Source organism: Pseudomonas sp. MWU13-2100, assembly GCF_023242365.1.
Classification (GTDB): domain Bacteria; phylum Pseudomonadota; class Gammaproteobacteria; order Pseudomonadales; family Pseudomonadaceae; genus Aquipseudomonas.
This window is the reverse complement of record NZ_JALLIX010000036.1, coordinates 41,574-67,308: the sequence shown is the minus strand read 5'-3', so window position 1 is coordinate 67,308 and position 25,735 is coordinate 41,574. Positions and strand designations below refer to the sequence as shown.

Genomic DNA, 25,735 nt, shown 5'->3' with positions numbered 1-25,735 from the left:
CGCGCTCCTGATTGGTTTCATCAGGCTGAGGGGCGCTGAACAAACCGGCTATGACACTGGCGGCGGACCCAGCGACAGCACCGGTAGAGCAGCTTTGATTGCTGGCAGCAGCCCCCGCACAACCTAAAATCGCATGCAGCGCTACATGCTCCGGGCTTCCCTCCTTGAGACCGGCCGCAACCAGTTTGCCGATGTAGCTCGAACCTTGCTGCTGAACGTAGTTAACCAGCATGTTCTGCGCAAACTGAGCAGTACTGCCGGTCACCCCGCCACTGGCGCCAGCCACCAACGCCGTGGCAATTTGCCGATAGGTCCCACCCGCACCCCAATCATTTTCAAGATCCCTGGCCTGCTGATTAAGGCTCAGGTAGTTATCCCGATGAATGGCTTGCATCTCTGGATCGCCAACATTTGCCAGCGCTTTTTCTTGGTCCGCAGCTGCGCGCAGCTGGTCCGCTTCGCGAGTTTTCGACTCAACGTACGTACCTACGTTCTGCACAAACTTGGCCGTGATATCAAACCCAGCCTGAATTTCCTGTTGATTGAAAATCGGCTTGAGCTTGTTACTGCCATCCCTGTCGCTGGAGACATCGGTATTGATCGCCGCAATCGCCTGCGCCGCCGTCTGCCCCGTCAATGCCTGCTGTTTCGAGTCATCGTTGATCTTTACGCTCGCACCGCTGATGCCGCTCTGAGTCGTACTGCTCGACTCCCCACTGGCAATCAGGGCAATCGGCGCATTGGCACTGACATTTCCATTGCTCGGAACCGGAGTGCCAGGGGCACCTGCCTGCTGGTTACCCTTCGCATCGCGGCCAATATTTCCGCCAACGCCACCACTCAATCCAATGCTGCTGGCATCGTACTCGGCTTTGTTCTTGATATCCGAGGTGGTCAACGTACCGGTGGACAGGCTGTTCTTCCCATCCTTGACGGCCTGATCGGTACTGGCAATCACCGCGCCATTGAGAGAAGTGTTGCCTTTGACATCAATCTGGAAACCAGCATCGCCGGCTTTGATGCCCGTCTGCTCACTGACACTGGCATAGTCGCTGTTCATCTTCTGCTGATTGAGGCTCGCCGTGGCGCCGCTGCTCATGCCGTAGCAGAAAGGTGGAATGCAGAGACTCACACCGACACTGGCGTCTATCTGCTTGGACGTAAATTTGCTGGTGTCCTGCACGCTGGACAGATTCAGGTCACCGCCAACATTGGCTTGCACCTGATTGGCCGTGATTACCGCCCCTTTGAGGTTGGTGTCGCTACCGCTGTCGAGCGCGGCCTTGTTGCCGGCCTTGAGCTGAGTATTGGTCTGGGTGACATCACTACCATCGGAATGCCCCATTCCCTTGTTAGCGGCCAGTTCCAAGGTGAAACCGTTTTGTTGGCCTATGCCGAAACCAATGCCGATGCTCATGCCGCTATTGTCATTGGTACTGTTTTGCACAGCCGTGTTTTGTGCAGAGACCAGATTGATGTCGCCATCAGACTTCAGATTGATATCGTGCCCAGCATCAATACGGCTGCCTAACACATTCAGAGCGCTGTCCTTGCCCGCCCCCGCAGCAGTGACATTGACATCACCGCCCGCAGCCAGACTGCTGGACACCACGTTCTGCCCGGACTGATTACTTTCAGTGTGGCTTTGGCTGTTGCTCAAGTTGGCGCTGACCTTGAACCCGAAACCACCATTCATCATGGTCTGTCCGGCTTCATAGGCCTGCTTGCCACTCATGGCGGCGTTGGCCGCCGCCAGTCCCTGCATCCGAGGATCGGAAGTTTTCTCGCTGGACTGAGCAGTCTGCTGTAACCCACGAACCGCATCGACCAACGGAATATCAATGCTGCCGCCAACCGCTGTACGGTTGGAGCTCGCCGTGTGATTGGCACTCAAGACGTCGTAGCCGGCCTGGATATCGACATTCTTGGCATTGATCGAGATATCGCCTTTAGGTGCTATGACCTGACTGGCAATTTGGTTGTAGTACTCGGCAGCGTTGAGATTGACGTCACCGCCCAGGGACGCGACCTGACTCCCAGCCTGCCGCGTGCTTTGGCTCTGATTGCCGTCCTTGAGCTGGACAACACCGATTGCGTCCTGCCACCAGGAACCGATTTGCCCGGACTTCTTGCTGCTGGAGGAACTGCTGGACGCACTGGTATTTTCAGCACTGACGATTGCCAGATTGCGCCCCACATCAATCTGCAGGTTGTTGTCGGTGACCAATGTGCTGCCGCGCACGACAGCGTCACGACCTGTCTTGATGCCAAGACTGTCGGCACTGACGCTGGTGCCGATACTGTCGCTGGAGCTCTGCTGGTTCTGCTGCGCTTTCTGCGTAACGTTGGGTGCACCTATCGAATTGAATCCGAACTTGCTGGACTGGCTGTAGTGGCTGGAAGTTTGCTGTTGCAGGGCCGTTCCGATCTCCATATCTCGGCCTGCGCTCAACTTCGCACTCTCTTGCGCATAAAGGGCAGCGGCGTGCAGCGTAAGGTCATTATCGGCTTGCACATCGAGGGTCTTGCCGTGTAGCTCGGTACTGGTCACCGTGGTCTGGCTGGAAGATGAACCGCTGCTTTTGCTGGAGAACATGCCCTTTTTGGAGGACGCCGTGGCATAACTGCTGAAGTTCTCCGCGACATCCAGATTGATATCGTGGCCCGCGCTAGCCCTCAGGTCCCCATCAGTCGCCAGTTTGGCGCCTTGGGTATTGAGGTCCTGCGCGGCAGAGACCACGAGCTTCTTGCCGGCATCGATCGAAGAGCTGACGGCAATATCCGTTTCGCTCTGGGTCATTGTCGTGCTCTTCCGGCCCCAGGAGCCTTTCTTGGTTCTGGAGTAGTAGGAGTAGTCAGTGTTTTCCGCCGACAGCAGGTTCAGGTCCTTGCCGGCATACACATAGGCCTCATTGCCTGCGGATATCTTGCTTGCGATCAGCCCCAGGTCAATGCCAGCACTCACCGCAACATTGCCGCCCGCCGTCACACTGGTAGATACCTGGCTGGTGTGATCCTTCTGGCTGGTGACCCTCCTGGAACTGCTATATGAATGCTGCTCTTCGGCAGCCGAAGACAGCGTCAGGTTACCGGTCGCGGCCATGGCGATATCGCGCTTGGCATCGATCTGGCTGGCGATAGCCGTCAGATCACGACCGGCGGTCATTTGCAGATCACGCCCGGCACCGACCTTCGCTCCCGTCTGAGTAACGGAGCTGTCGTTTGCCCCCCTGCCATAGTAGTTCGTGGATGAGCGGCTCTCAGTGGCTGCGATATCGATATCGCGACCGGCATCGATTCGCGTATCGCCACCGCTCTGCAGCACGCTGCCGTTATTCTCGACGTCGCGTCCGGCCTTGAGGCTGAGGTTGTTCGCTGCTTCGATACGCGCAGCGTTGTCGAGCGATTCACGGTGCGTGCTAACAAAGCCGACCGTCTGGTCGCTGCGGTTGACGTCGCGCTGGTTAAGCACATCGCCGGTGAGAGCCGTCATATTCACATCGCGCCCGGCAATGATCCCACCCGACTTGTTGACGATGTTGTTACCCGCCAGCAGATCCAGACGATTGCCCGCTTCGATCAAACCGGTGTTGACCAGATCATTGCCCGCTGTCGCCTTGAGGTTATTGCTGGCACGCAAGGTCCCGCTGTTTTCCAGGTTCGCCCCGGCAATCAGGGTGATATCCGTCCCCTGAATCAACGCCCCATTCGGCGCCAAGCGGTTGGTGGCCTGCGCCAGGTACAGCACCGGCACCAGCACCTCTTCACCGTTGACCACCTGCTTTTCCATCCAGACGATGTCGTGGGTCAGGGCCGCGACCTGCTCGGAAGTCAGGGAAACACCCACCGACAAATTGAGCTGCTGCTTGCTGCTGATGGCGTTGTCCATCAGGTACTTGAACAGCTTCTCGTTTGAGGTCTGACCATCAATGAAGCGTTGGCCGGTGCGGGCCACTACCGCTTGCTGAATCAGCTTCTGTTCATAGAAACCATCGCCGAGGCGCTTTGCGCTGGCGTCCGGGTTGTAACCCAACCCCGAGAGCAGATAGTCCGAACTCATGAACTGCTTGAGGTCGGTCAGCGCCGGGTTGGTTTCGACCAGGTACTTCTGCGGGTTGGACTTGACCGACATATCCGGCAAGCCCTGGACGCGGGCCAGTGTCGATGTGCCCGTGGCCGCATCGGCCACGGAGACAGGAGCGATCACGGGAGTCAGCGGGTCGCGCTGGATCACCGGCAAGGTCGGCGTCACACCGGGAACCACCACCGCCACCGACTGATGAGCAGCATCCACCTGGACCGTCCCAGGCTGGGTAATCGCGGAAGCGCTGCTGGTGTAGCTCGGCAGTTGGATAACATTGCTACCGGTATCGACAGGCGCGGTGACATTGATCACGCTGGCATCGACGCTGCTGCCAGTGACCAGGCGGCTAGTCTGGGTCAGTTGCCGATCACTGGCGGCGACCGGCGAAATAGCGTCGATCTGGAAATGACGCGCCTGAACTTCCGGCAGACTCTGTTGACGCTGGGCGGTACTGACCGCCGCGCCCCCCATGTTCCAGTTCTGCGAAGCGAGATTGGCCTGGCTCGCCTGCCGAACCGAACCGCCCTGCCCGCTCAAGCGGAACAGGCCATTTTGCCCGGTGGGCAGGCTGAAGCCCGGTAGCGTGAGGGGGTTGACCTGCTGCTGGGCAAGGTTCGGTGGCAGTTGGGCGTTGATCCGGACCACGACCGGCGCGCCCGTGCCCGCTACCTGAGTGCCCTGGACTTTGTTGGCTCCCGCGCTGAATCCGTAGTCCTGATGAATAACGCTATTGGTCAGGTCCTGGGTCGCGGAGATCGAGACATTGCCAGCCGCCTGGATGACGGCACTGCGGCCCGAGCCAGCGCCGTCCTTGGCGACTTCGACGTCGCTGAGCAAAACCAAGGATTGCAGTCGATCAGGCAATGGCGCCAGATTGTTGGGGTCATACTGCGATTGCGGGATTTGCTGGTACGCATAACTGAAATCCACACCGCTCACTACTTGGCCAGTGACGGAATCCTTGAACCGGACTTCCTCAATGGTGCCACCGTCGTGACCCCCTTCACGATGGCGCCAGTTCTCAGGAATCGCCAGGCTCAGACCACCGGAGCCATTGATGTAGTAAACGTTCGGAAAATCAGGATTATTTCTCTGATTGTAAGCAACCACCTCACCGAAGAATGGCACCGTGAAACCGCGCCAGAGCTCTATTTCCTGATAGCTACGGGTTCGCTCGATGGTACCGCCGACTGCCCCGACGTTTTTCAGGTTGTCAGCCTGGATGGAGATATTGCCGCCAGCACTGATGGTGCTTTTGCTATTGAGGAAGTTGCCACCCCGAAAAACAAAATCGCTCCCTGCGGAGAGAGACGCGGAGGCACTGGTGTCAGTGTCCTGCCCTTCGTAGACCTCACGAACGACGGTGCTGAAAATATAATCGTGCCCCCAGCATTTGGTGCAGTTGTAGGCGATGGCACCCGAGACCAGCTTGCGCCCCAGGCTGAAACTCTCCGTTCGGTTCTCGAAGTTGGCGGCATTGATATTGAACTGGCCGGTACTTTCCAACGACCCGGAGATATTGCTGACCTGAGCTGCCTGTGCCGCGCCACCATACCCGCCGATACTCACCGCCCCAAGGCTGTAGAGCTGGGCCGTATGGTTGGTGAAGCTGTTGACCTGCAACGCCGTGTCGCCGCCGCTGAAGATCAGGCCATTTTCGTTCAACAGGCTGGGCGTGCTCAGCAGCAGGTTGCCGTTGCTGCCCAGGGTCCCGTAGTTGTTGATTGAGCCCGCGCTGACGCTCATACCGGCAGCCGACGTGATCCGGCCGTAGTTGTTCAGCGCACCGCCGACATTGATCGTGGTGCTATCACCCCCTGCGATACTGCCCATGCTGCCCAGGTTCAGCGAAGCCGCACTCAGCCCCAATGTCCCCAAGCTGCTGTAGCGACCATTGCCGCCATAGCTGCCACCCAGGCTCAGGCTGGCCGTGCCATCACTGGCAATCAACCCATCGTTGTTCCAGTTGCCACCGTTGCCGGTCAGGCTGGTCGTCGCCAGCAGTTGTCCGCCCGCCGTCTGGTTCAGGGTATTGACGTTCACCGTCAAGCGTCCGGCCTGGATCACGCTGCTGTTGGTCCAGTTATCCGCGGTCAGCGTCAACCCACCCCGGGTCACCAGGCTGCCACCCGCATTCAAGATATTCGCGGTGGCGATATCAAAGATGCCGTTACCCACATGCAGCAAGCTGCCGCCCAGGTTCTGGAAGCCGGCGGCATTCACGGTCAGGTCGCTGTTGGCGGTTTCCAATTTGCCGTTGCGGTTGTCGAACATCCCGGCGATCTGCAAATCAGTCTTGCCACTGGTCCCCAACGCCCGCAGTTGCCCGGTCTGGTTATCCAGGCTGGCGGCGCGCACGCTCAGGGTGCTGTCGCTTTCGATAATACCCAGGCGGTTGTTCAGCGCACCGTTGAGGCTGAGGTCGATCCGTTGACCAGCAATCTGCCCGTCGTTGTCGCCGCTGTTGTCGAAGTTGTTGCCGCTGACCTGGACCAGGCCCTTGGCGTACAGGCCGCCGTTGCGGTTGTCGAAGTCGGCGCTGGTGATCACGGCATCGCCGCTTTGCGCCGAGATCCGCCCGCCGTAGTTGTCGATCCCGCCCAGCGCGCTGAGGGTCAGGCGCTGGGCCTGGGTGATGCCGCCCTGGTGGTTGTTGTTCAGGTCGTAGCCGTTTTTCAGCACGCCGACGATCCGCGCTTCGAGGGCCGCCTTGACGCTAGCCAGGGTGCCGCCCCGGTTGTCCAGGTTGGCGGCGCTGACGTTCAGGTCGCCGTTCTGGGCAATCAGCTTGCCGCTCTGGTTGTCGATATCGCCTGCAACCGTCAGGTTCAGCGCACCCTGGCCTTGCAGCGTGCCCTTGCCGTTGGCGAGGCTGGCGGCAGTGAGCTTGACGTCGCCGTTCTGGCTGTAGATCAGGCCGTCGCCACTGTTCTGCACAGCACCGCCGGCGCTCAGGGTCACGCTGTCATTGGCCGCCACGGTGCCGCGATTGCGGTTGTCGAGACCGCCGCTGAGCAGGCTCAACAGGCCCTGACTGACCAGTTGCCCGCCCTGGTTGTTGATCTGGCTGCTGCGGCTGATCACCAGCGGCCCGGCGCTGGCCAGCTTGCCGTTGGTGTTGGTGAGGACACCGAGCAGGTCGAGATTGACCGCGCCATTGCCGGTCAGGGTGCCGCTGGTATTGTCCAGTGTCGTGCCGGTGAAACTCAGGGCTTGTTGTGCGCTGAGGCTGCCAGCGTTGTTCAGGGCCATGGCGTTGAGCGTCAGGGTGGTGGCGCTGTCGATGGAGCCGCCCGCCGCGTTGTTCAGCAGGCCGCTGACCGTCAGTTGCTGAGCCGCGCCGCTGGACAGAATGCCCGCGCTGTTATCCAGACTCGCCGCGTTGACGGTCAGGTTTTTCTGGCTGACCAAGGCACCGTTGCCACTGTTGAGCAAGCCGCCACTGAGGGTTACGTCGAGGTTGCCATTGCGGCTGGACAAGGTGCCGCTGCTGTGGTTATCGAGACTGCCGCCGTTGACCGCCAGCCCCTGCCAACCGGAAATCAAGCCACCCTGGTTGAGCACGCTGGTGCCGCTCACGCCCAGTTGGTTATTGCTGATCAGCTTGCCGCCGCTGTTGTCCAGGGTCCGGCCAGTGAGGTTGAAGCTCTGGCTGCTGGACAGCTCGCCATTCTGGTTGTTCAGGTCGCGCAGGTGGCTGACGGTTAACAGACCTTGGGCGTTCAGCAGACCGTTGCGGTTATCCAGATCACCACCGGCCAGGTCCAGGCTGATCGCCTGGCTGCCGAGCAGGCGCCCGCCGTTCTGGGTCAGGGCGCCGAGGTTCAAGCCGATATCGCCCTTGGCCGAAACTTCACCACCATTGCTGGAGTCCAGGCTGTTGGCGGTAATCGTCAAGCCGCCCTGGCTGTTGATCAGGCCATTGCCCGTGTTGTTCAGGGCCATGGCATTGAGGGTCACGGCGCCGGTGCCGAGCAGTGTGCCGCCCTGGTTGTTCAGATCACCACTGGTGACATTCAGGGTGCGCGCGGCGTTGATCAGGCCCAGGCTCTGGTTGGTCAGTTGCCCCGTGGTGGTCAGGCTGAGGTCACCACGACTGGTGACGGTCCCGCCGCTGTTATCCAGACTGGCCGCCCGCACATCGAGCGCGGCGGCGGCGATCTGGCCCTTGAGGTTGCTCAGGGCCTGGTTGACCCGCAAGGTCACGGCCTGGTTGCTCAGCAGCTTGCCGTTGCTGTTGTCGAGGCTGTCGGCGAGCACTGTGAAAGCCTGCGCACTGGAGATTTCACCGCCCTGGTTGTTCACGCCCTTGAGGTTGTTCAGCCGCAGCGACGGGGCATTGATCAAGCCGTTCTGGTTGTTCAACTGGCCGTTGTTCAGATCAAGGCTCAGCGCGCTGTGGCTGAAGAGCTTGCCGCCCTGCTGGTCGAGGCCGCTGACGCTGGCACTCAGGGCCTTTTCGCTGCCGATGCTGCCGCCCTGGTTGGTGACCTGCCCAGCCGTGAGGGTCAGGCTGTCGGCGCTGTTCAGGCTGCCGGTGCTGTTGTCGTAGGTGCCGCTGCTGACCGTCGCCGCGCCCTTGGCGCTGATCACGCCTTGTTGGGTATTGTCGAGGCTGGCGCTGTTGAGGGTCAGTTGCTGGTCGGTGACCAGCCGCCCGCCCTGGTTGATCAAGGCGCCGCTGCTGGTCAGGCGCAAGGCCCCCGCGCTGGACAGGCTGCCCGTCGAGTTGTCCAGGCTGGCGGCGTTGACCGTCAGGTTGCCTTCGCTGCTGATCAGGCCCTGGAGTTGGTTGGTCAGCGCATTGTCGAGGGTGATGACCAGGCCCGACTGGGCGCTCAGGGTGCCGCCGCTGTTGTCCAGACTACTGCCATCGAGCGTTGCGCTGCCCTGGCTGCGCAACTGGCCCAGGCTCTGGTTGATGACCTGGGCCACCTTGAGCCCCAGTACCGTGTCGGACAGGACCTTGCCGCCATCGCTGTTGTCCAGGCGTGAACCGATCAGGGTCAGGTCGGCGCTGCTGGAAATCTCGCCCGCGCGGTTGTCGATCCGGTCAACGTTGAGTTTCAGCGCTTTTGTGGCCCCTACCAGACCGTTCAGGCGGTTATCCAGGGTGCTGCCGTTGAGGGTCAGCGCGCCGGTGGCGATCAGTTGGCCGTTCTGGTTGTCCAGACTGGCAACAGTCGCGGTCATGTCAGTTTTACCGGAGACCGCGCCGTTGCTGTTGTCCAGGCTGTCGGCCGCCAGCAGCAGCGCGCCGTCGCCGATCAGGGTGCCGTTCTGGTTGGTGAAGGCCTTGGTCACGCCCAGGTCAAGCACACCCCGGCTGCTGATCAGGCCACGGCTGTTGTCCAGGCTGGCGCTGCGGCTGTCGAGGGCCGCGGCGGAAATCACGCCATTGAGATTGTTCAGTCCCTGGGTGACGCGCAGGCTCAGGCCCTGGTCGCTCAGCAGCTTGCCGTTGCTGTTATCCAGGCTTTGCGCGGCCAGGGTGTAGGCCTGGGCACTGGAAATTTCGCCGCTCTGGTTGGCGACACCATTGAGGTTGTTCAGGACCAGCAGCGGGCCGTTGATCACGCCCTGTTGGTTGTTCAACTGGCCATTGTGCAGGTCCAGGCTCAGGCGGGTCTTGCTGAACAGTTCGCCGCCTTGCTGGTCGAGGCCGGTGACGCTGGCGGTCAGGGTCTTCTCACTGGCGATACGCCCTGAGGCGCCGTTGCTGACCTGGGTGGCGGTGAGCTCCAGGCTGTCGTCACTGGTCAGGTGGCCGCCCTGGCTGTTGTCCAGTTTGCCGGTGGTGACGCGGGTCGCGCCTTTGCCGTTGATCACACCTTGTTGGCTGTTGTCGAGGCTGGCACTGCTGAGCACCAAACCCTGATCCGTGAGCATCGAACCGCCCTGGTTGAGCAGTGCGCCGAGGCTGCTGATCGACAGCCCCGCGCCACTGCCGATCTGGCCGGCGCTGTTGTCCAGGCGGGCGGCGTTGAGGGTCAGTGCGCCCTCGCTGCTGAGCAGCCCGGTATTGTTGAGCAGTGCACCGTCGAGGCGGATATCCAGGCCCTTGAGGCCGGAAAAATTGCCGCCGGTATTGTCCAGACTGCTGCCCGTCAGATGCGCGGAACCCTTGGTGAACAGTCGGCCCTTGGTCTGGTTGATCAGTTGCGCCACGCTGAGCCCGAGGTCGGTCGCGCTCAACAGCTTGCCCCCGTCACTGTTGTTCAGGCTCTGGCCGGTAACATTGACGCTGCCGGCGGTGCTGGACAGTTCGCCGGTCCGGTTGTCGACCTGCTCGACATTGACAGTCAGGCCTCCGGTGCTGGCAAGCGTGCCGCCGTTGCGGTTGTCGAGGGTTTTGCCGGTCAGCAGCAAACTGCCTTGGGCGACCAACGCCCCGCCCTGCTGGTTCAGGGTCTCGACGTTGGCGGTGAGATCGCCCTGGCTGGCAATACGGCCCGCGGCGTTGGCAATTTCCTGCGCGGTAAGGGTTACCGGGCCGACTGCGCTGAGCAGGCCGCCACTGTTATCCAGACGGGTGCCGGTGTAGCCGATGGCGGCCTTGCCGATCAGGTTGCCCTTGTCGCGGTTATCCAGTTGGTCGACGAACAGCTTCAAGTCCTTGTCGGCTTGAATCACACCGCCACGGTTATCCGCCGAAGCGCTATGCAAGGTCAGTTGATCCTTGCCCATAAGGCTGCCGCCACGGTTGTCGAGGCTGCCGGTGTTGAGGTCAATGGCCTGGCCGGCGCGCAGCTTGCCCAGCTCGCGGTTGTCGAAGGCACCGGTGAGGGTCGCGCTCAACGTGCCGTCGGCGGCCAGCAGGCTCCCCGCCGCCCGGTTATCCAGGCTGGCGGCGCTCAGGCGCAGGGCCTTGCCGGAACCCAGGTTGCCCGCGTGGTTGTCCAGGGCGCCACTGAGGTCGATGCTCAAGCCGAGGTCGCCGGTCAGTTGGCCGCTGCTGTTGTCCAGGCTGGCAGCCTTGAGGCTCGTCTGCCCGGCACTGGACAGGACGCCGTTGAGGTTGCTGACAGCGCCCAGGACCGTCAGGTCCAGGCCGGCATCGCTGCCGAAGGTGCCGTTGCGGTTGTCGAGGCTGGCGCTCCGCACGTCCAGGCCGTTGGCCGAGACCAATCCCTTGACGTTGTTCAGCACCTGGTCGATGCGCAGGAGCAAGGCCTGCTGGCTGATGACCTTGCCCCGGCTGTTGTCCAGGCTTTGCGCGGCCAGGGTGAAGCCCAGGTCGCTGGAGATTTCACCGCTACGGTTGATAACCGTGGAGAGGTTCTTCAATGACAACAGGCCGCTGGCGTTGATCAGGCCGTTCTGGTTGTTGAGTGCGCCATTGCCCAGGTCCAGGCTCAGGGCGCCGCTGCTGAAGAGTTTGCCGCCCTGCTGGTCGAGGCCGCTGACCCGCGCGGTCAGGGCTTTGGCGCTGGAAAGGCTGCCACCGGCACCGTTGTTGAGTTGGCCGCTGCTGAGGTCGAGGGTATCGCCGCTGGTGAGACTACCGCCCAGGTTGCTCAGGGTGCCCAGGCTATTGAGGGTCATGCCCTGGACACTGGAGAACTGGCCACCATCGTTGTTCAGGCCGGCGGCATTGAGCAGGATCGCGCCGTCGCCCTTGAGGGTGCCCTGGGCATTGAGCAGTTGATCGCTCAGGGTCAGGCCCAGGTTGCCGTGGGCATACAGGTTGCCGCCCTGGCGGTTGTCCAGGCGATTGGCGCCGAGGCTCAGGCTGTCGCCGGCGCTCAGGCTGCCACCACGGTTATCCAGCAACCCGCCGATCGTCAGGCCCAGGCCGCCCTGGCTGACGACACGGCCGTTGAACTGGTTATCGAAGCCCAGGCTCTTGAGGCTCGCCGGGCCGACCGACGACACCAGCCCACCCTGGTTCAGCCATTGCCCGGCAAGGGTCGAGTTCAGGGCCGCGTTGCTGCTCAGCGTGCCCTGGCTGTTGTCGAGGCTGGCGCCGCTCAGGCTCAGGTCCGCCACGCTGGTAATCTGCCCGCCCCGGTTGTTCAATGCAGCGCTGGCGCTGAGGCTCAGGTGCCCCTGGCTGGACAGAGTGCCGCCGGCGCTGTTGTCCAGGCTGCCGAGCGTCAGGTCCAGCGCGGACTGGCCGCTGGCACGCCCGCCGTTGTTCAGCAGGCTGGCGCTCTGGATCGCCAGGCTGTTGCCGGAAAGCACGCCCTGGGCGTTGTTCAATGTCTGGTTGAGCAACAGGCTCAGCGCCGCATCGCTCAAGACCTTGCCGCCGGCACTGTTGTCCAGGCTGTTGGCGGCCAGGCTGAAGCCCTGGTGGCTGGAGATCTCGCCGTTCTGGTTGAGGACCGTGGCCAGGTTCTTGAGCAGCAGCGCACCCGGGGTGTTGATCAGCGCGTTCTGGTTGTTGAGCAGGCCCTGGTTGAGGTCGAGGGTCAGGCCGGTGGTGCCGCTCAACTGGCCCTGGTTGTGCTGGTCCAGGCCGCTGACGCTGGCGATCAGGGTGGTGGCGCTGCTGATGCGCCCGCCTTGGCTGTTGTCCACCAGGCCGCTGCTCAGGCTCAGGACGTTGCCACTGCTCAGTTGGCCGGATTGGTGATTGTCCAGGCCGCTGGTGTTGACGGTCAAAGCCATGGCACTGGTGATACGGCCGCTTGCGCTGTTGTTCACCTGGCCGCTGCTCAGGCTCAGCACATTGCCGCTGCTCAGCAGGCCGGATTGCTGATTGTCCAGGCTGGCGCTGTTGATCACGGCCATTCCATTGCTCTGGATCTGGCCGGACTGATGGTTGTCCAACGCGCCGCGGGTTGTCAGGCCCAGGCTGCCCTGGCTGAGGATCGAGCCTTGCAGGCTGTTGTCCAGTGACGCCGCGTTGACCTGCAGGTTCTGTTGCGCGGCAAGTCGCCCGCCCTGGTTGTTGAAGGCGCCGCTGGCATTGATATTCAGACTGCTGCCGGCCGTGATCAGACCGGCGACATTATCCAGGCTGGCGACGGTCAGGCTGACGCCCGAGAGGCTGGAGACTTCGGCATTGCCGTTGCTCAAGACGCCGAGGTTGGCGCTCAATGTACCGTGGCTGTTGATCAACCCACCCTGGGAATTGAGCAGTTGTCCGGCGCTGACGCCCAACGTCCCCACGCTCAGCACCCGGCCCTTGTTCTGGTTGTCCAGGGTGCCGGCGTTGACGCTGGTTTGCCGTTGCCCGCTCAAGGTGCCGCCCTGGTTGCCCAGGGTTTGCGTGGCAGTGACGTTCAAGTCGCGACTGGCAATCACGCTCTGCCCGCTGTTGACGATGTTCTGCGCCGTGATGCTGACATCGCCGGCACTGTTGCGGCTGTTGTCGGCATTGACCCCGGCTTCGATGATGCCGGTGTTGCTCAGTTGGCCGCCGCTGCCCAGGCTGATGCCGTCCCTGGCCGCCAGGTTGTTGCGGTTGGCCAGGTCACCCGTGGTCTGCACATTCAAGCTGCTGCCGGCGTAGATCGGACCTTGCGCATCAAGGCTGGCAGCCTTCACATTGACGGCCCCGCTGGCGGTGGCCTGGGCCAGGTTCAGTTGGCCGTTGGCATCGAGTTGGATATCACCGCCACTGGCGGCCAGATTACCGGCCAGCTTGACCCCGACCCCGGCTTCGGTTCCGACCAGCTTGATGGTGCCGGCGTACATGCCACCCAGCGCCGAAGAATCGATGGCCACCTGGGGCTTGCTGCTGCCGTCGTCGGCACGCGCCGTGGCACTGAGCGTGCGGGCGTCGACATCGTTACGCCCGGCGATAACCGTCAGTTGCTTGGCATTGATCTGGGCGTTGAGGGTCGCGGCGCGGGTGATGATTTCGAACTGGTCGATATTGCTGGCGTTGAGCCCCGCGCCGTCGATGGACACGCTGCCCTGGTCAACCTGATAACCCGTGACCTGACCGTTGCCAATCACCGCCTTGCCGGTGGTCAAGGTGACCTGTGGCGTGTTGATAAAGCCGCAACCGTTGCAACTGATGCCATACGGGTTGGCGACGATCACATGGGCCGACTGCCCCGCCACTTCGGTGTAACCGCGCAGCTGGCTCGGGCTGCCGCCATTCACTTCGTTGAGGATGACGTTGGCGGCCGCACCGTTGAAATTCGGATTGCCGACAATGATCCCGCCCAGTTGCGTGGACTGGGTGCGCGCCGTGGCGTTGTTGAGGATGACCCCGTTGGCCCCGACGTTGTAGTCACTGAACTGGTTGTGCGACAGCCCCTGGGCATTCGGCGCGGCAATATTGACGATGGGCACGCCATTGCCCGCCTGGCCGAGCGTGGTGCCCGGCGCACTGACCACGATCCCGTCCGCCTGGGCCAGCAACGGTTGCCAGAACATCGCGTTCGCCAGGATGAACGCCAGCCCGCGCTTGGGCAGCCCCAGGAAGTGCTCACGGTTTTTCAGGGCAGCAGAAGGCTGTCGAGCCAGGAAGGCAAACTGACGAACGTCCATGTCGGAATCTCAATGCAACGAGTGCGGTGAATGGCGTTAAAGGAAGAAATCCATACGGAAATAGATCGGTGCTTCGCGTTCGGTAATCGGCGCCGGTCGCTCCAGGGAATTGGCGAACGTCACGGTGGCGGCGATATGTTTGCCCCGGGCAAACAGCTCGATAGAGTCACTGGTCATGCGCCCGTGCTGCTCGGCGTTGTAACGGTCATGGCGGATCACGCCCTGGTCATAACCCAGGCTGGTGCCGTACTCGGAGAGCACGGGCTGCAACCAGCCCCAGGTGACCGGCCGACTCCAGCGCAGGTCGTTACGCCAGTAACCGCCGCTGTCACCGGACAACGTCTGATCCTTGTAGCCACGAATGGAAGACTGCCCCCCCAGGCTCATACGCTGCGAACTGAACAACACGTCCTGGCTACGCTGGCCAGTCATCAGGCTACTGAAGCTGAACGACTCGTCCCATAGCTTGAACGGTTGCAGGTAGCTGAGTGTGGCGGTGTATTTGCGATAACGGGCGTCGGGTAATCCCCGCGTGAAATTCGCGACATTGTCCTGGGCATCAAAGGCACTGATGCCGTCCTGCATCCCCAGGTCGAGGTTGACGAAGGCGCTGCCGATCCGCCGACCATGGTTGATGCCGAACTGCGCTTCGCTCAGGCGGTTGCTGCTCTGGGCCAGCTTGCTGCCTTCGATAAAGTTATTGGTGCGCAAGGTGCTCAGGCCAGAACTGAGCGAGGTCTTGCTCACGGCGTCGCGGTAGATCACCCGTTCCAGCTTCAACTGATTGTTCTGGCTATCGCCGGTCTGCTGGAAGTTGAAACCATTGGCCTGGGCCTGGGAGCGGTAGTCGCTTTCGCTGTAGGTGTAGCTCAGGTTCCACCAGCCAAATGGCAGGTTGTAGTAGAGCATGGCGTTGCGCGAGTTCTTCGTTTGGTCGCTGACCACATCATGGCCGGCGCGCAAGGACAACTGATCAGCCAACCCCAACGGACTGTCCCAATCGAAGGTCGTCCCGGCCTGTTGCTCGCCAGTGCTTCGCTGCCCGTCGTTGCCGTAGGAAAGTCCCGCACGCCAAGGTTTCTGCGGGGTGTTCTTGACCAGCACCTCGCTGCCACCCACAGCCTTGCCCGGGGCCAGCTCCATCTGCGCCTGGTTCGATGGCAGGCGATTCAGTTGGTCGACCATCTGCTCGATCTCGCGCAGATTGAGCAACTCGCCCTGCCTGCCCGGAAAACTCATCGCCAGTTCGCGATCGGACAGGCCGCTGCCGTCGGCGCCCTTCAGCCCTTCGAGTTTGCCCTCGACCACCAGCACCTTCAGGTTGCCCGTGGACAGGTCCTGCTGTGGCAAGTAGGCACGACTGGTGACCAGGCCCTTTTCGATGTAGCGATCGGTGATGACCTTGAGCAACTCATTGAGCTGCGGCACGCCCAGGCACTGGCCGATGTAAGGCTTGAGCAGGCGTTCGCGCTCGCTCGCGGACAAGGCGTCGGCACCTTGCAGGTCGATGCGTTTGATCGGGAAACAGCGGGTCTCGGCCGGAGCCGTCGGCGTCACGGGAGCCGCCGCTTTACCGGGCAGCTCCTTGAGTTCTTCAAGACGGCGGCGCTGCTCGTCGAGCAGGCGATCCTGACGATCACGCATCAGGTCGGTATCACCCGGGGTGGGAGCGGCATGAGCCGTGCCGAAAACCCCAAGCAAAAAGATAACGGACAGCAGACCACGCCTCGTCCTGAGCGCCAAAACCCACATCATAGATCCCTCTAGATAGCCTTATGCCATCAACGGGGCGCGATCATAAGGTGGCTATTTAATGGCGTCAATAAATTGTACCAAATTATTTCAGTGCCGACACAACCCGTCACGTCGGGCGGCCCGGATCGCCAGCGGGCTCCCTGTTCATGATCAGCTTCCCGTAACGAGCCCATTCAGTAGCGCAGCCCCCATAAACACAAACCCCGCCTTTCGGCGGGGTTTGTTGTGTTCAGCGGGTTACCACATCAGATCGTCAGGGATCTGGTAGGCCGCGTACGGATCATCCTCGTCCGGCACCTGGGTCTCGGCCAGAACGTTGAGCTGGACGATACGCTCAGGCGCCCGCTCCTGGATCTTCAGCGCCGCTTCACGAGGGATCACCTCGTAACCGCCAGCGTGATGGACAATCGCCAGGGAGCCGTTGCTCAGCTTGTTGCGCATCAGCGTGTTGACCGACAAGCGCTTGACCTTCTTGTCGTCGACGAAGTTGTAGTAGTCCTCGGTGGTCAGTTTGGGCAGGCGCGAGGTTTCGATCAATTGCTTGACCTGGGCCGCGCGGGCCTTGGCCTCGACCTTTTCCTGCTGCTGGCGATTCAGTTCCTGGTCGCGCTTGACCTTCTCGGCCTGCGCTTCCTGGGCCAGGCGCGCCTGGGTATCGTCAGCCTCGATCTGGCCCTTGTGGACCAGGCGCTGCTGTTTCTGTTTCTCTTTGCCGACCTGTTTGGCCTGCTTCTGGTTGACCAGTCCTGCTTTGAGCAACTGGTCGCGAAGGGAAAGACTCATGGTGCTTACTCACTTGGGCAACGGCTCAGCCGCAGCTGGGCCTATTCTTTTCCTGACGTTTGGCTTCGCCCCACAAGGCGTCCAACTCTTCGAGGGTGCAATCTTCCATGGGACGGTGGGTGTCGCGCAATGCCTGTTCGATAAAACGGAAACGTCGGTCGAATTTGCCATTGGCGCCACGCAAGGCATTTTCCGGGTCGACCTTGAGGTGCCGGGCCAGGTTGACCACGGCAAACAGCAGGTCGCCGACTTCGTCGGTGATCGCCGCCGGGTCGTTGTCGGCCATGGCTTCGAGCACTTCGTCGAGTTCTTCGCGGATCTTGTCCACCACCGGCAAGGCGTGCGGCCAGTCGAAACCGACACCGGCCGCGCGCTTCTGCAACTTCGCCGCCCGGGACAAGGCCGGCAAGGCGGCCGGGACATCGTCGAGCAGGGACAGCTGTTCCGGGGCGCGGTGGTTTTCGGCGCGCTCCTGGGCCTTGATTTCGTCCCAGCGCAACTTGACCTGTTCCTCGCTCAAGCGCGGCAGGTCCACGGGTGCGTAGAGGTCGCCGGTGGGAAAGACGTGGGGGTGACGACGGATCAGCTTGCGGGTGATGCTGTCGACCACGCCGTCGAATTCGAAGCGCCCATCTTCCCGGGCCAGCTGGCTGTAATAGACCACCTGGAACAGCAGGTCGCCCAGTTCACCCTGCAAGTGCTCGAAGTCGCTGCGCTCGATGGCGTCGGCGACTTCGTAGGCTTCCTCCAGCGTGTAGGGAACAATCGTCGCGTAGGTCTGCTTGATGTCCCAGGGGCAGCCGTATTGCGGGTCGCGCAGACGGGCCATGAGGTGGAGCAGGTCTTGAAGGCTGTACATCGATGATGATCTCGTTGTGGGAGCGGAGCTTGCCCGCGAAGAGGCCCCTGAGGCCACTAAAAAGCTTCGCGGGCAAGCTCCGCTCCCACAGGTTTGATAGCGATCTTATGGGGTACGGTTACGCCGGGTTTCAATGATGTTCGGCAACTGGGAAATCCGCCCCAGCAAGCGCCCCAATGCATCCAACCCCGGGATCTCGATGGTCAGGGACATCAACGCGGTGTTGTCCTCCTTGTTCGAGCGGGTGTTGACCGCCAGCACGTTGATCCGCTCGTTGAGCAGCACCTGGGACACGTCACGCAGCAAGCCGGAACGGTCGTAGGCCCGGATGATGATATCCACCGGATAGGTCAGCACCGGCACCGGGCCCCAGCTGACCTGGATGATCCGCTCCGGCTCGCGCCCGGCCAGTTGCAGCACCGCGGCACAGTCCTGGCGGTGAATGCTCACGCCACGCCCCTGGGTGATGTAACCGACGATGGCGTCCCCCGGCAACGGCTGGCAGCAGCCGGCCATCTGGGTCATCAGGTTGCCGACGCCCTGGATCTGGATATCACCACGCTTGCCCGGCTTGTAACCCGTGGCCTTGCGCGGAATCAGTTCCAGCTGTTCATTGCCACGCTCCGGCTCCACCAGTTGCTGCGCGGCATTGACCAATTGCGCCAGGCGCAAATCGCCCGCGCCGAGGGCGGCGTACATGTCCTCGGCGGTTTTCATGTTGGCCTTGTCGGCCAGCTTGTCGAAATCCACCTGCGGCAGGCCCAGGCGCGCCAACTCGCGCTCGAGCAGGGTCTTGCCGGCCGCGACGTTCTGGTCGCGGGCCTGCAACTTGAACCAGTGGACGATCTTCGCCCGCGCCCGCGACGTGGTGATGTAGCCCAGGTTCGGGTTCAGCCAGTCGCGGCTCGGCGTGCCGTGCTTGCTGGTGATGATTTCCACCTGCTCGCCGGTCTGCAGGCTGTAGTTGAGCGGCACGATTCGCCCGTTGATCTTCGCGCCTCGGCAGTTGTGGCCGATCTCGGTGTGCACCCGATAAGCGAAGTCCAGCGGCGTCGCGCCCTTGGGCAGGTCGATGGCATGGCCGTCGGGGGTGAAGATATAGACCCGGTCCGGTTCGATATCGACCCGCAACTGCTCGGCCAGGCCGCCGATATCCCCCAGCTCTTCATGCCACTCGAGCACCTGGCGCAGCCAGGAGATTTTCTCTTCGTAATGATTGGAACCGGATTTGACGTCGGTGCCTTTGTACTTCCAGTGCGCGCAGACCCCCAGCTCGGCCTCTTCATGCATGGCGTGGGTGCGGATCTGCACTTCCAGGACCTTGCCTTCCGGACCGATCACCGCCGTGTGCAGCGAGCGGTAGCCGTTCTCTTTCGGGTTGGCGATGTAGTCGTCGAACTCTTTCGGAATATGCCGCCACAGGGTGTGGACGATGCCGAGCGCGGTGTAGCAGTCGCGCATTTCCGGCACCAGCACGCGGACCGCGCGCACGTCATAGATCTGGCTGAATTCCAGGCCCTTGCGCTGCATTTTGCGCCAGATCGAATAGATGTGCTTGGCCCGGCCGCTGATATCAGCCTTGACCCCGGTGGCGAGCAATTCGTTTTCCAGCTGGTTCATCACCTCGCTGATAAAACGCTCACGGTCCAGCCGCCGCTCGTGCAGCAACTTGGCGATCTGCTTGTACTGGTCGGGCTCCAGGTAACGGAACGACAGGTCTTCCAGTTCCCACTTGATATGCCCGATGCCCAGGCGGTGTGCCAGGGGCGCGTAGATATCGAAGACTTCACGGGCGACGCGGTTGCGCTTCTCGTCGTCGGCGGTCTTCACCGCGCGGATCGCGCAGGTGCGCTCGGCCAGTTTGATCAAGGCCACGCGGACGTCGTCGACCATGGCCACGAGCATCTTGCGCAGGTTTTCCACCTGCGTCTGACTGCCCAGCACCTGGGACTGCCGCGGACTGAGACTGGCGCTGATAGCGGCCATGCGCAGCACGCCGTCGATCAGCTTGGCCACCACCGGGCCGAATTTCTGGCTGACCGCGGTCAGGGGAATCTGCCCCTCGCGCACGCAGCGATACAGCACCGCCGCTACCAGCGAGTCCTGGTCCAGTTTGAGGTCGGCGAGGATCTCGGCGATCTCCAGGCCGGTACTGAAACTGGAACCGCCTTCGGGCCAGAGATTCTGCGCCGCGTTGGTCTGTTGTTCGGCAAGCCGTGCGTATTCGCAGGCTTGTTTCAAGGCCTCACGGTCCAGCGCCATATCGACGCTCACCGTATGATCGAGCCATGCCTCGAGATTGATACTGCCGTCGGTGTTGATCGGCTGGTGTGCTCTCACCTGTACCATCTTGCTTACCTTCCCTACGACGCAGATTCAATGCGTCAAAATCGCTGACCTGTTGTGGCCCCCGCAGCCTGGCCGGGCTGACAGAATGCGGCGGCGATCAGTCGGACCAGACGAGCATCCTAGCTCGCTTCAAATAACGCCATGGCCTCGACATGCGCGGTCTGCGGAAACATATCGAGGATCCCGGCACGTTTTAACCGGTAGCCCTGCTTGATCAATTCAACCGTGTCGCGCGCCAGCGTCGCCGGATTGCAGGACACGTACACCAACCGTTCGGCCCCCAGGGCGGCGAGCTTGCTCACCACCTCGAACGCACCGTCACGGGGTGGGTCCAAGAGTACCGCAGAAAAGCCGTCTTTGGCCCAACCGGCATCACACAAAGGCTGGGATAAATCGGCCTGAAAAAAATGCGCATTATGCAGATTATTGCTCAAGGCATTGGCGGCGGCCCGTTCGACCATGGTCGCCACGCCTTCCACTGCCACCACTTCGCGCACCTGGCGGGCCAGGGGCAAGGCAAAGTTACCGAGCCCGCAGAACAGGTCCAGGACACGCTCATCGGCCCTCGGCTTCAACCAGTCCAGCGCCTGGGCGACCATGGCCTCGTTGACCCCGGCGTTGACCTGGATGAAATCCCCCGGCCGATACGCCAGCTCCAGATCCCAGGTCTCCAGGCGATAGCCCAGGGACAACGACGGGTCCAGCGGTTGCGGACCGTCTTCGCCATGCAACCAGAGCTGTGCCTCATGACCGGCACAGAAATCCCGCAGTACTTGCAGGTCCTGCGCCGACAACGGCGCCATATGCCGCAACAACAGCGCCAGCGCCGAACCGCTGAACAATTCCACATGGCCGAGGGCCTGGGGTTTGCTCAAGCGCCGCAGCATGGCCGGCAATTCGCGCATCAGCGGTTGCAAGGCCTGTACCAGCACCGGGCAGTCGTCGATGGCAACGATATCCTGGCTGGAGGCTGCCCGAAAACCGACTTCAAGGGTCTTGCCCTTGGCGTCCCAGCGCACGGCCACACGGGCCCGCCGCCGATAGCCGAATTCCGCACCGGTCAGGGGCGCCGCCCACTCCAGCGGCTCGACACCCGCGACACGCGACAGTTGTTCGGCGAGCATGCTCTGTTTCAGGGCAAGCTGATCGTCGTGGGGCATATGCTGCACGCTGCAACCGCCGCAACGCCCGGCATGGGCGCAGGGCGCGGGACGGCGCTGCTCGCTGGCGAGGAACACCCGTTCGGTGCGTGCCTCGACCACCTTGCCGTGGGCACCCAGGACCCGCGCTTCGACTTCTTCACCGGCCAGGGCTCCGGCGACAAACCAGGTACGGCCTTCAATAAAGGCAATGCCACGCCCGTCATTGGACAGCCGCTCGATGCTCAAGCGCTGTTTCTTGCCCGTCGGCACTTGCGGGGCCCGGCTACCGCCAGTGGGCTGGAAGCGCAAGCCTCTTTCATGCTTGGCCATCAGTTGGGCGCGTCGTAGATGCCGGTCGACAGGTAGCGGTCGCCTCGGTCACAGATGATCGCGACCATCACCGCGTTCTCGACTTCGCGGGACAGGCGCAACATCGCCGCCACCGCGCCGCCGGAAGAGACGCCACAGAAAATGCCTTCCTCACGAGCCAGGCGACGCATGACGTCCTCGGCCTCTTCCTGGGCCATGTCGACGATACGGTCGACCCGCTCGGCCTGGAAAATCTTCGGCAGGTATTCGTGGGGCCAGCGACGGATGCCCGGGATCGAGGCGCCTTCCATCGGTTGCAGGCCGACGATCTGCACATCAGGGTTCTGCTCTTTCAGGTAGCGCGACACGCCCATGATGGTCCCGGTGGTGCCCATGGAGCTGACGAAATGGCTGATGGTGCCCTGGGTCTGACGCCAGATTTCCGGACCGGTGCTGGTGTAGTGCGCCTCGGGGTTGTCGCCGTTGGCAAACTGGTCGAGCACCTTGCCACGGCCTTCGGCCTGCATGCGCTCGGCCAGGTCACGGGCGCCCTCCATGCCCTCCTCGCGGGTCACCAGGATCAGCTCGGCGCCATAGGCGGTCATCGCCGCCTTGCGTTCGGCGGTGGAGTTGTCCGGCATGATCAGGATCATCTTGTAGCCCTTGATCGCCGCGGCCATGGCCAGGGCGATCCCGGTGTTGCCCGAGGTGGCTTCGATCAGGGTATCGCCGGCCTGGATCTGCCCGCGCAATTCGGCGCGGGTGATCATCGACAGTGCCGGACGATCCTTCACCGACCCGGCGGGGTTGTTCCCTTCGAGCTTGAGCAACAGGGTATTGCTGGTGACGCCGGGCAGGCGCTGCAAGCGAACCAGGGGCGTGTTGCCGACGCAATCGGCGATGGTAGGGTACTGCAAGGTCATGGCGTATTCGCAATCCAGACTGCGGGGGCTGACATCATACCGGCAAACGTCGGCGCTCCATATCACGCAAAGTACGGTGCTTATGGCTTATGGGTATAAGCCATAAGCAGTGTGTCACCTTCGATGACTAGAATACTCGCTGAGCCATCGGCTACAGGGGGGCTCCCTTAGCGGGACCGCCAGTGAAATCCCGGAGAACTTTGCGAGATTTACCCCAGCGCAAATGGCTACACTGCGCAAGTGGAGCGGGCGCAGGATGCGCGCGCCGATAATCGAAGATGGGCGTATCTGCCGGACGCTGTATCTGACGGAGACTGTTGCGTGCTTAAAAACCTGGGTATCAAAGGCCGCGTACTGCTGCTCACCCTGCTGCCGACCACACTGATGGCGTTGGTGCTGGGTGGCTATTTCACCTGGCTGCAACAGTCGGACCTGCAGACCCAACTGCTGCAACGCGGCGAGATGATCGCCGAACAGCTCGCGCCACTGGTCGCACCGGCCCTGGGCCGCAACGATGTCGAGCTGCTGGAGCGCATCGCCACCCAGTCCCTGGAACAGACCGACGTGCGCGCCGTGTCCTTTCTCGGCGCCAACCGCGAGCAACTGGCCCATGCCGGCCCGAGCATGCTCAACCAGCCGCCCATCGGTAACAGCAGCCACCTGTTGCAACGTACCGGCAACGACGCCACGCGCTATCTGCTGCCGGTCTTCGGCCGCCACCGCAATATTTCCGGCGAAGTGATCCCGGAAGAAGCCGACCGCCTGCTGGGCTGGGTCGAGCTGGAGCTGTCCCATAACAATATGCTGCTGCGCGGCTATCGCAGCCTGTTCGCCAGCCTGCTGCTGATTGCCACCGGGCTGCTCGGCACCGCCTTGCTGGCCCTGCGCATGAGCCGCACGATCAACGCGCCGCTGGGCAAGATCAAGCAAGCCGTCGCCCAGCTCAAGGAAGGCAACCTGGAAACCCGTCTGCCGCCGCTCGGCAGCCAGGAGCTGGATCAACTGGCCTCGGGCATCAACCGCATGGCCGAGACCCTGCAGAACGCCCAGGAAGAATTGCAGCACAGCATCGACCAGGCCACCGAAGACGTGCGGCAGAACCTGGAAACCATCGAGATCCAGAACATCGAACTGGACCTGGCGCGCAAGGAGGCCCTGGAGGCCAGCCGGATCAAGTCCGAGTTTCTTGCCAACATGAGCCACGAGATCCGCACCCCGCTCAACGGTATCCTCGGTTTCACCCACCTGTTGCAGAAAAGCGAACTGACCCCGCGCCAGCTCGACTACCTGGGTACCATCGAGAAATCCGCCGACAGCCTGTTGGGGATCATCAACGAAATTCTCGATTTCTCGAAGATCGAGGCCGGCAAGCTGGTGCTCGACAGCATTCCGTTCAACCTGCGCGATTTGCTCCAGGACACCCTGACCATCCTCGCCCCGGCGGCCCACGCCAAACAGCTGGAACTGGTCAGCCTGGTCTATCGCGACACCCCGCTGTCGCTGATCGGCGACCCGCTGCGGCTCAAGCAGATCCTCACCAACCTGGTGAGCAACGCGATCAAGTTCACCCGCGAAGGCACCATCGTCGCCCGGGCCATGCTCGAGGAAGAACACGAAGACAGCGTGCAATTGCGCATCAGCGTGCAGGACACGGGCATCGGCTTGTCGAACCAGGATGTCCGGGCGTTGTTCCAGGCGTTCAGCCAGGCCGACAACTCACTGTCGCGGCAACCCGGCGGCACCGGCCTGGGCCTGGTGATCTCCAAGCGCCTGATCGAACAGATGGGCGGCGAGATCGGTGTCGACAGCACCCCGGGCGAGGGCTCCGAATTCTGGATCAGCCTGAGCCTGCCCAAGACCCGCGACGATATCGAGGACCTGCCGGCCGCGCCGTTGCTCGGACGCCGCGTGGCGGTCCTGGAAAACCACGAGCTGTCACGCCAGGCCCTGCAACACCAGTTGGAAGATTGCGGCCTGGAGGTGACCCCGTTCAACAGCCTGCAAAACCTCGCCAATGGGGTGACCGGGGCGCACCAGACCGACCAGGCCATCGACCTCGCGGTCCTCGGGGTCACCGCCCAGGAAATGCCGCCGGAACGGCTGAGCCAGCATATCTGGGACCTCGAACACCTCGGCTGCAAAGTGCTGGTACTGTGCCCGACCACCGAACAGACGCTGTTCCAGCTCTGCGTGCCCAACCCCCACGGCCAGCTCCAGGCCAAGCCGGCCTGTACGCGCAAATTGCGTCGGGCCCTGGCGGAACTGATCACCCCACGCCCGACACGCCTGGAGCCTGTCGAGCCCCTGGGCAGCCGGGCACCGCGAGTGCTTTGCGTCGACGACAACCCGGCCAACCTGCTGCTGGTGCAGACCCTGCTCGAAGACATGGGCGCCTGGGTGCTGGCGGTGGACAGCGGCTACGCGGCCATCGACGCCGTGCAACGCGAAGCCTTCGACCTGGTGCTGATGGATGTGCAGATGCCGGGGATGGATGGCCGGCAAAGCACCGAGGCGATTCGCCAGTGGGAGCATGAGCGGCAAAGCACGCCGCTGCCCATCGTCGCCCTCACCGCCCACGCCATGGCCAACGAAAAACGCGCCCTGCTGCAAAGCGGCATGGACGACTACCTGACCAAGCCCATCAGCGAGCGGCAACTGGCCCAGGTGGTGCTCAAATGGACCGGCCTGGCCCTGCGCAACCAGGGGCCGGAGCGGCACGGCGAACAGAACCGCGGCGGCAGTGAACTGCTGGTGCTCGACCCCGACGAAGGCCTGCGCCTGGCCGCCGGCAAGCCCGATCTGGCCGCTGACATGCTGGCGATGCTGCTGGCCTCGCTGGAGGCCGACCGCGAAGCGATTCGCCAGGCGCGCAACGCCAACGATCACAACGCCCTGATCGAACGGGTGCACCGCCTGCACGGTGCCACCCGCTACTGTGGCGTACCGCAATTGCGCGCGGCCTGCCAGCGTAGCGAAACCCTGCTCAAGCAAGATGCCCCCAATGCCCGCCAGGCCCTGGACGAGCTGGACATCGCCATTGCCCGCCTGGCCGTCGAGGCCCGTGTCAGTGCCTGATCCACGG

The 25,735-nt window shown here is 62.4% G+C and carries 8 protein-coding genes; 1 reads left to right on the top strand and 7 read right to left on the bottom strand.

From position 1 onward, the window contains the following. From M5B99_RS22150 to cysM, 7 genes are all read right to left on the bottom strand, one after another. Positions 1 to 14,533 (bottom strand): hemagglutinin repeat-containing protein (locus tag M5B99_RS22150; RefSeq protein WP_248805994.1); only part of this gene is annotated, 14,533 nt, incomplete at its 3' end. Between the two features lie 36 nt (positions 14,534 to 14,569). After that, positions 14,570 to 16,285, bottom strand: a complete 1,716-nt coding sequence (locus M5B99_RS22145; protein WP_248805996.1) for a ShlB/FhaC/HecB family hemolysin secretion/activation protein — start codon at positions 16,283 to 16,285, stop codon at positions 14,570 to 14,572. A gap of 240 nt (positions 16,286 to 16,525) precedes the next feature. Beyond that, positions 16,526 to 17,071 carry a DUF2058 domain-containing protein gene (locus M5B99_RS22140; RefSeq protein WP_248805993.1) on the bottom strand — a complete coding sequence of 182 codons (546 nt, stop codon included), beginning with the start codon at positions 17,069 to 17,071 and terminating at the stop codon, positions 16,526 to 16,528. Between the two features lie 25 nt (positions 17,072 to 17,096). After that, on the bottom strand, positions 17,097 to 17,930 hold the full coding sequence (mazG, locus tag M5B99_RS22135) for a nucleoside triphosphate pyrophosphohydrolase (protein ID WP_248805992.1): 834 nt from the start codon (positions 17,928 to 17,930) through the stop codon (positions 17,097 to 17,099). 105 nt (positions 17,931 to 18,035) lie between these two features. Continuing rightward, positions 18,036 to 20,279, bottom strand: a complete 2,244-nt coding sequence (gene relA, locus M5B99_RS22130; RefSeq protein ID WP_248805991.1) for a GTP diphosphokinase — start codon at positions 20,277 to 20,279, stop codon at positions 18,036 to 18,038. A 119-nt stretch (positions 20,280 to 20,398) separates the two neighbouring features. Then, positions 20,399 to 21,751, bottom strand: a complete 1,353-nt coding sequence (rlmD, locus tag M5B99_RS22125; protein WP_248805990.1) for a 23S rRNA (uracil(1939)-C(5))-methyltransferase RlmD — start codon at positions 21,749 to 21,751, stop codon at positions 20,399 to 20,401. Further along, positions 21,751 to 22,653 (bottom strand): cysteine synthase CysM, encoded by a 903-nt coding sequence (gene cysM / locus M5B99_RS22120; protein WP_248805989.1) that lies wholly within the window; start codon positions 22,651 to 22,653, stop codon positions 21,751 to 21,753. Before cysM ends, rlmD begins: the two co-directional genes overlap by 1 nt. A gap of 321 nt (positions 22,654 to 22,974) precedes the next feature. Here cysM and M5B99_RS22115 point away from each other — a divergent pair, with 321 nt between their 5' ends. Further along, positions 22,975 to 25,728 carry a response regulator gene (locus M5B99_RS22115; RefSeq protein ID WP_248805988.1) on the top strand — a complete coding sequence of 918 codons (2,754 nt, stop codon included), beginning with the start codon at positions 22,975 to 22,977 and terminating at the stop codon, positions 25,726 to 25,728. The last annotated feature ends 7 nt before the right edge of the window (positions 25,729 to 25,735 follow it).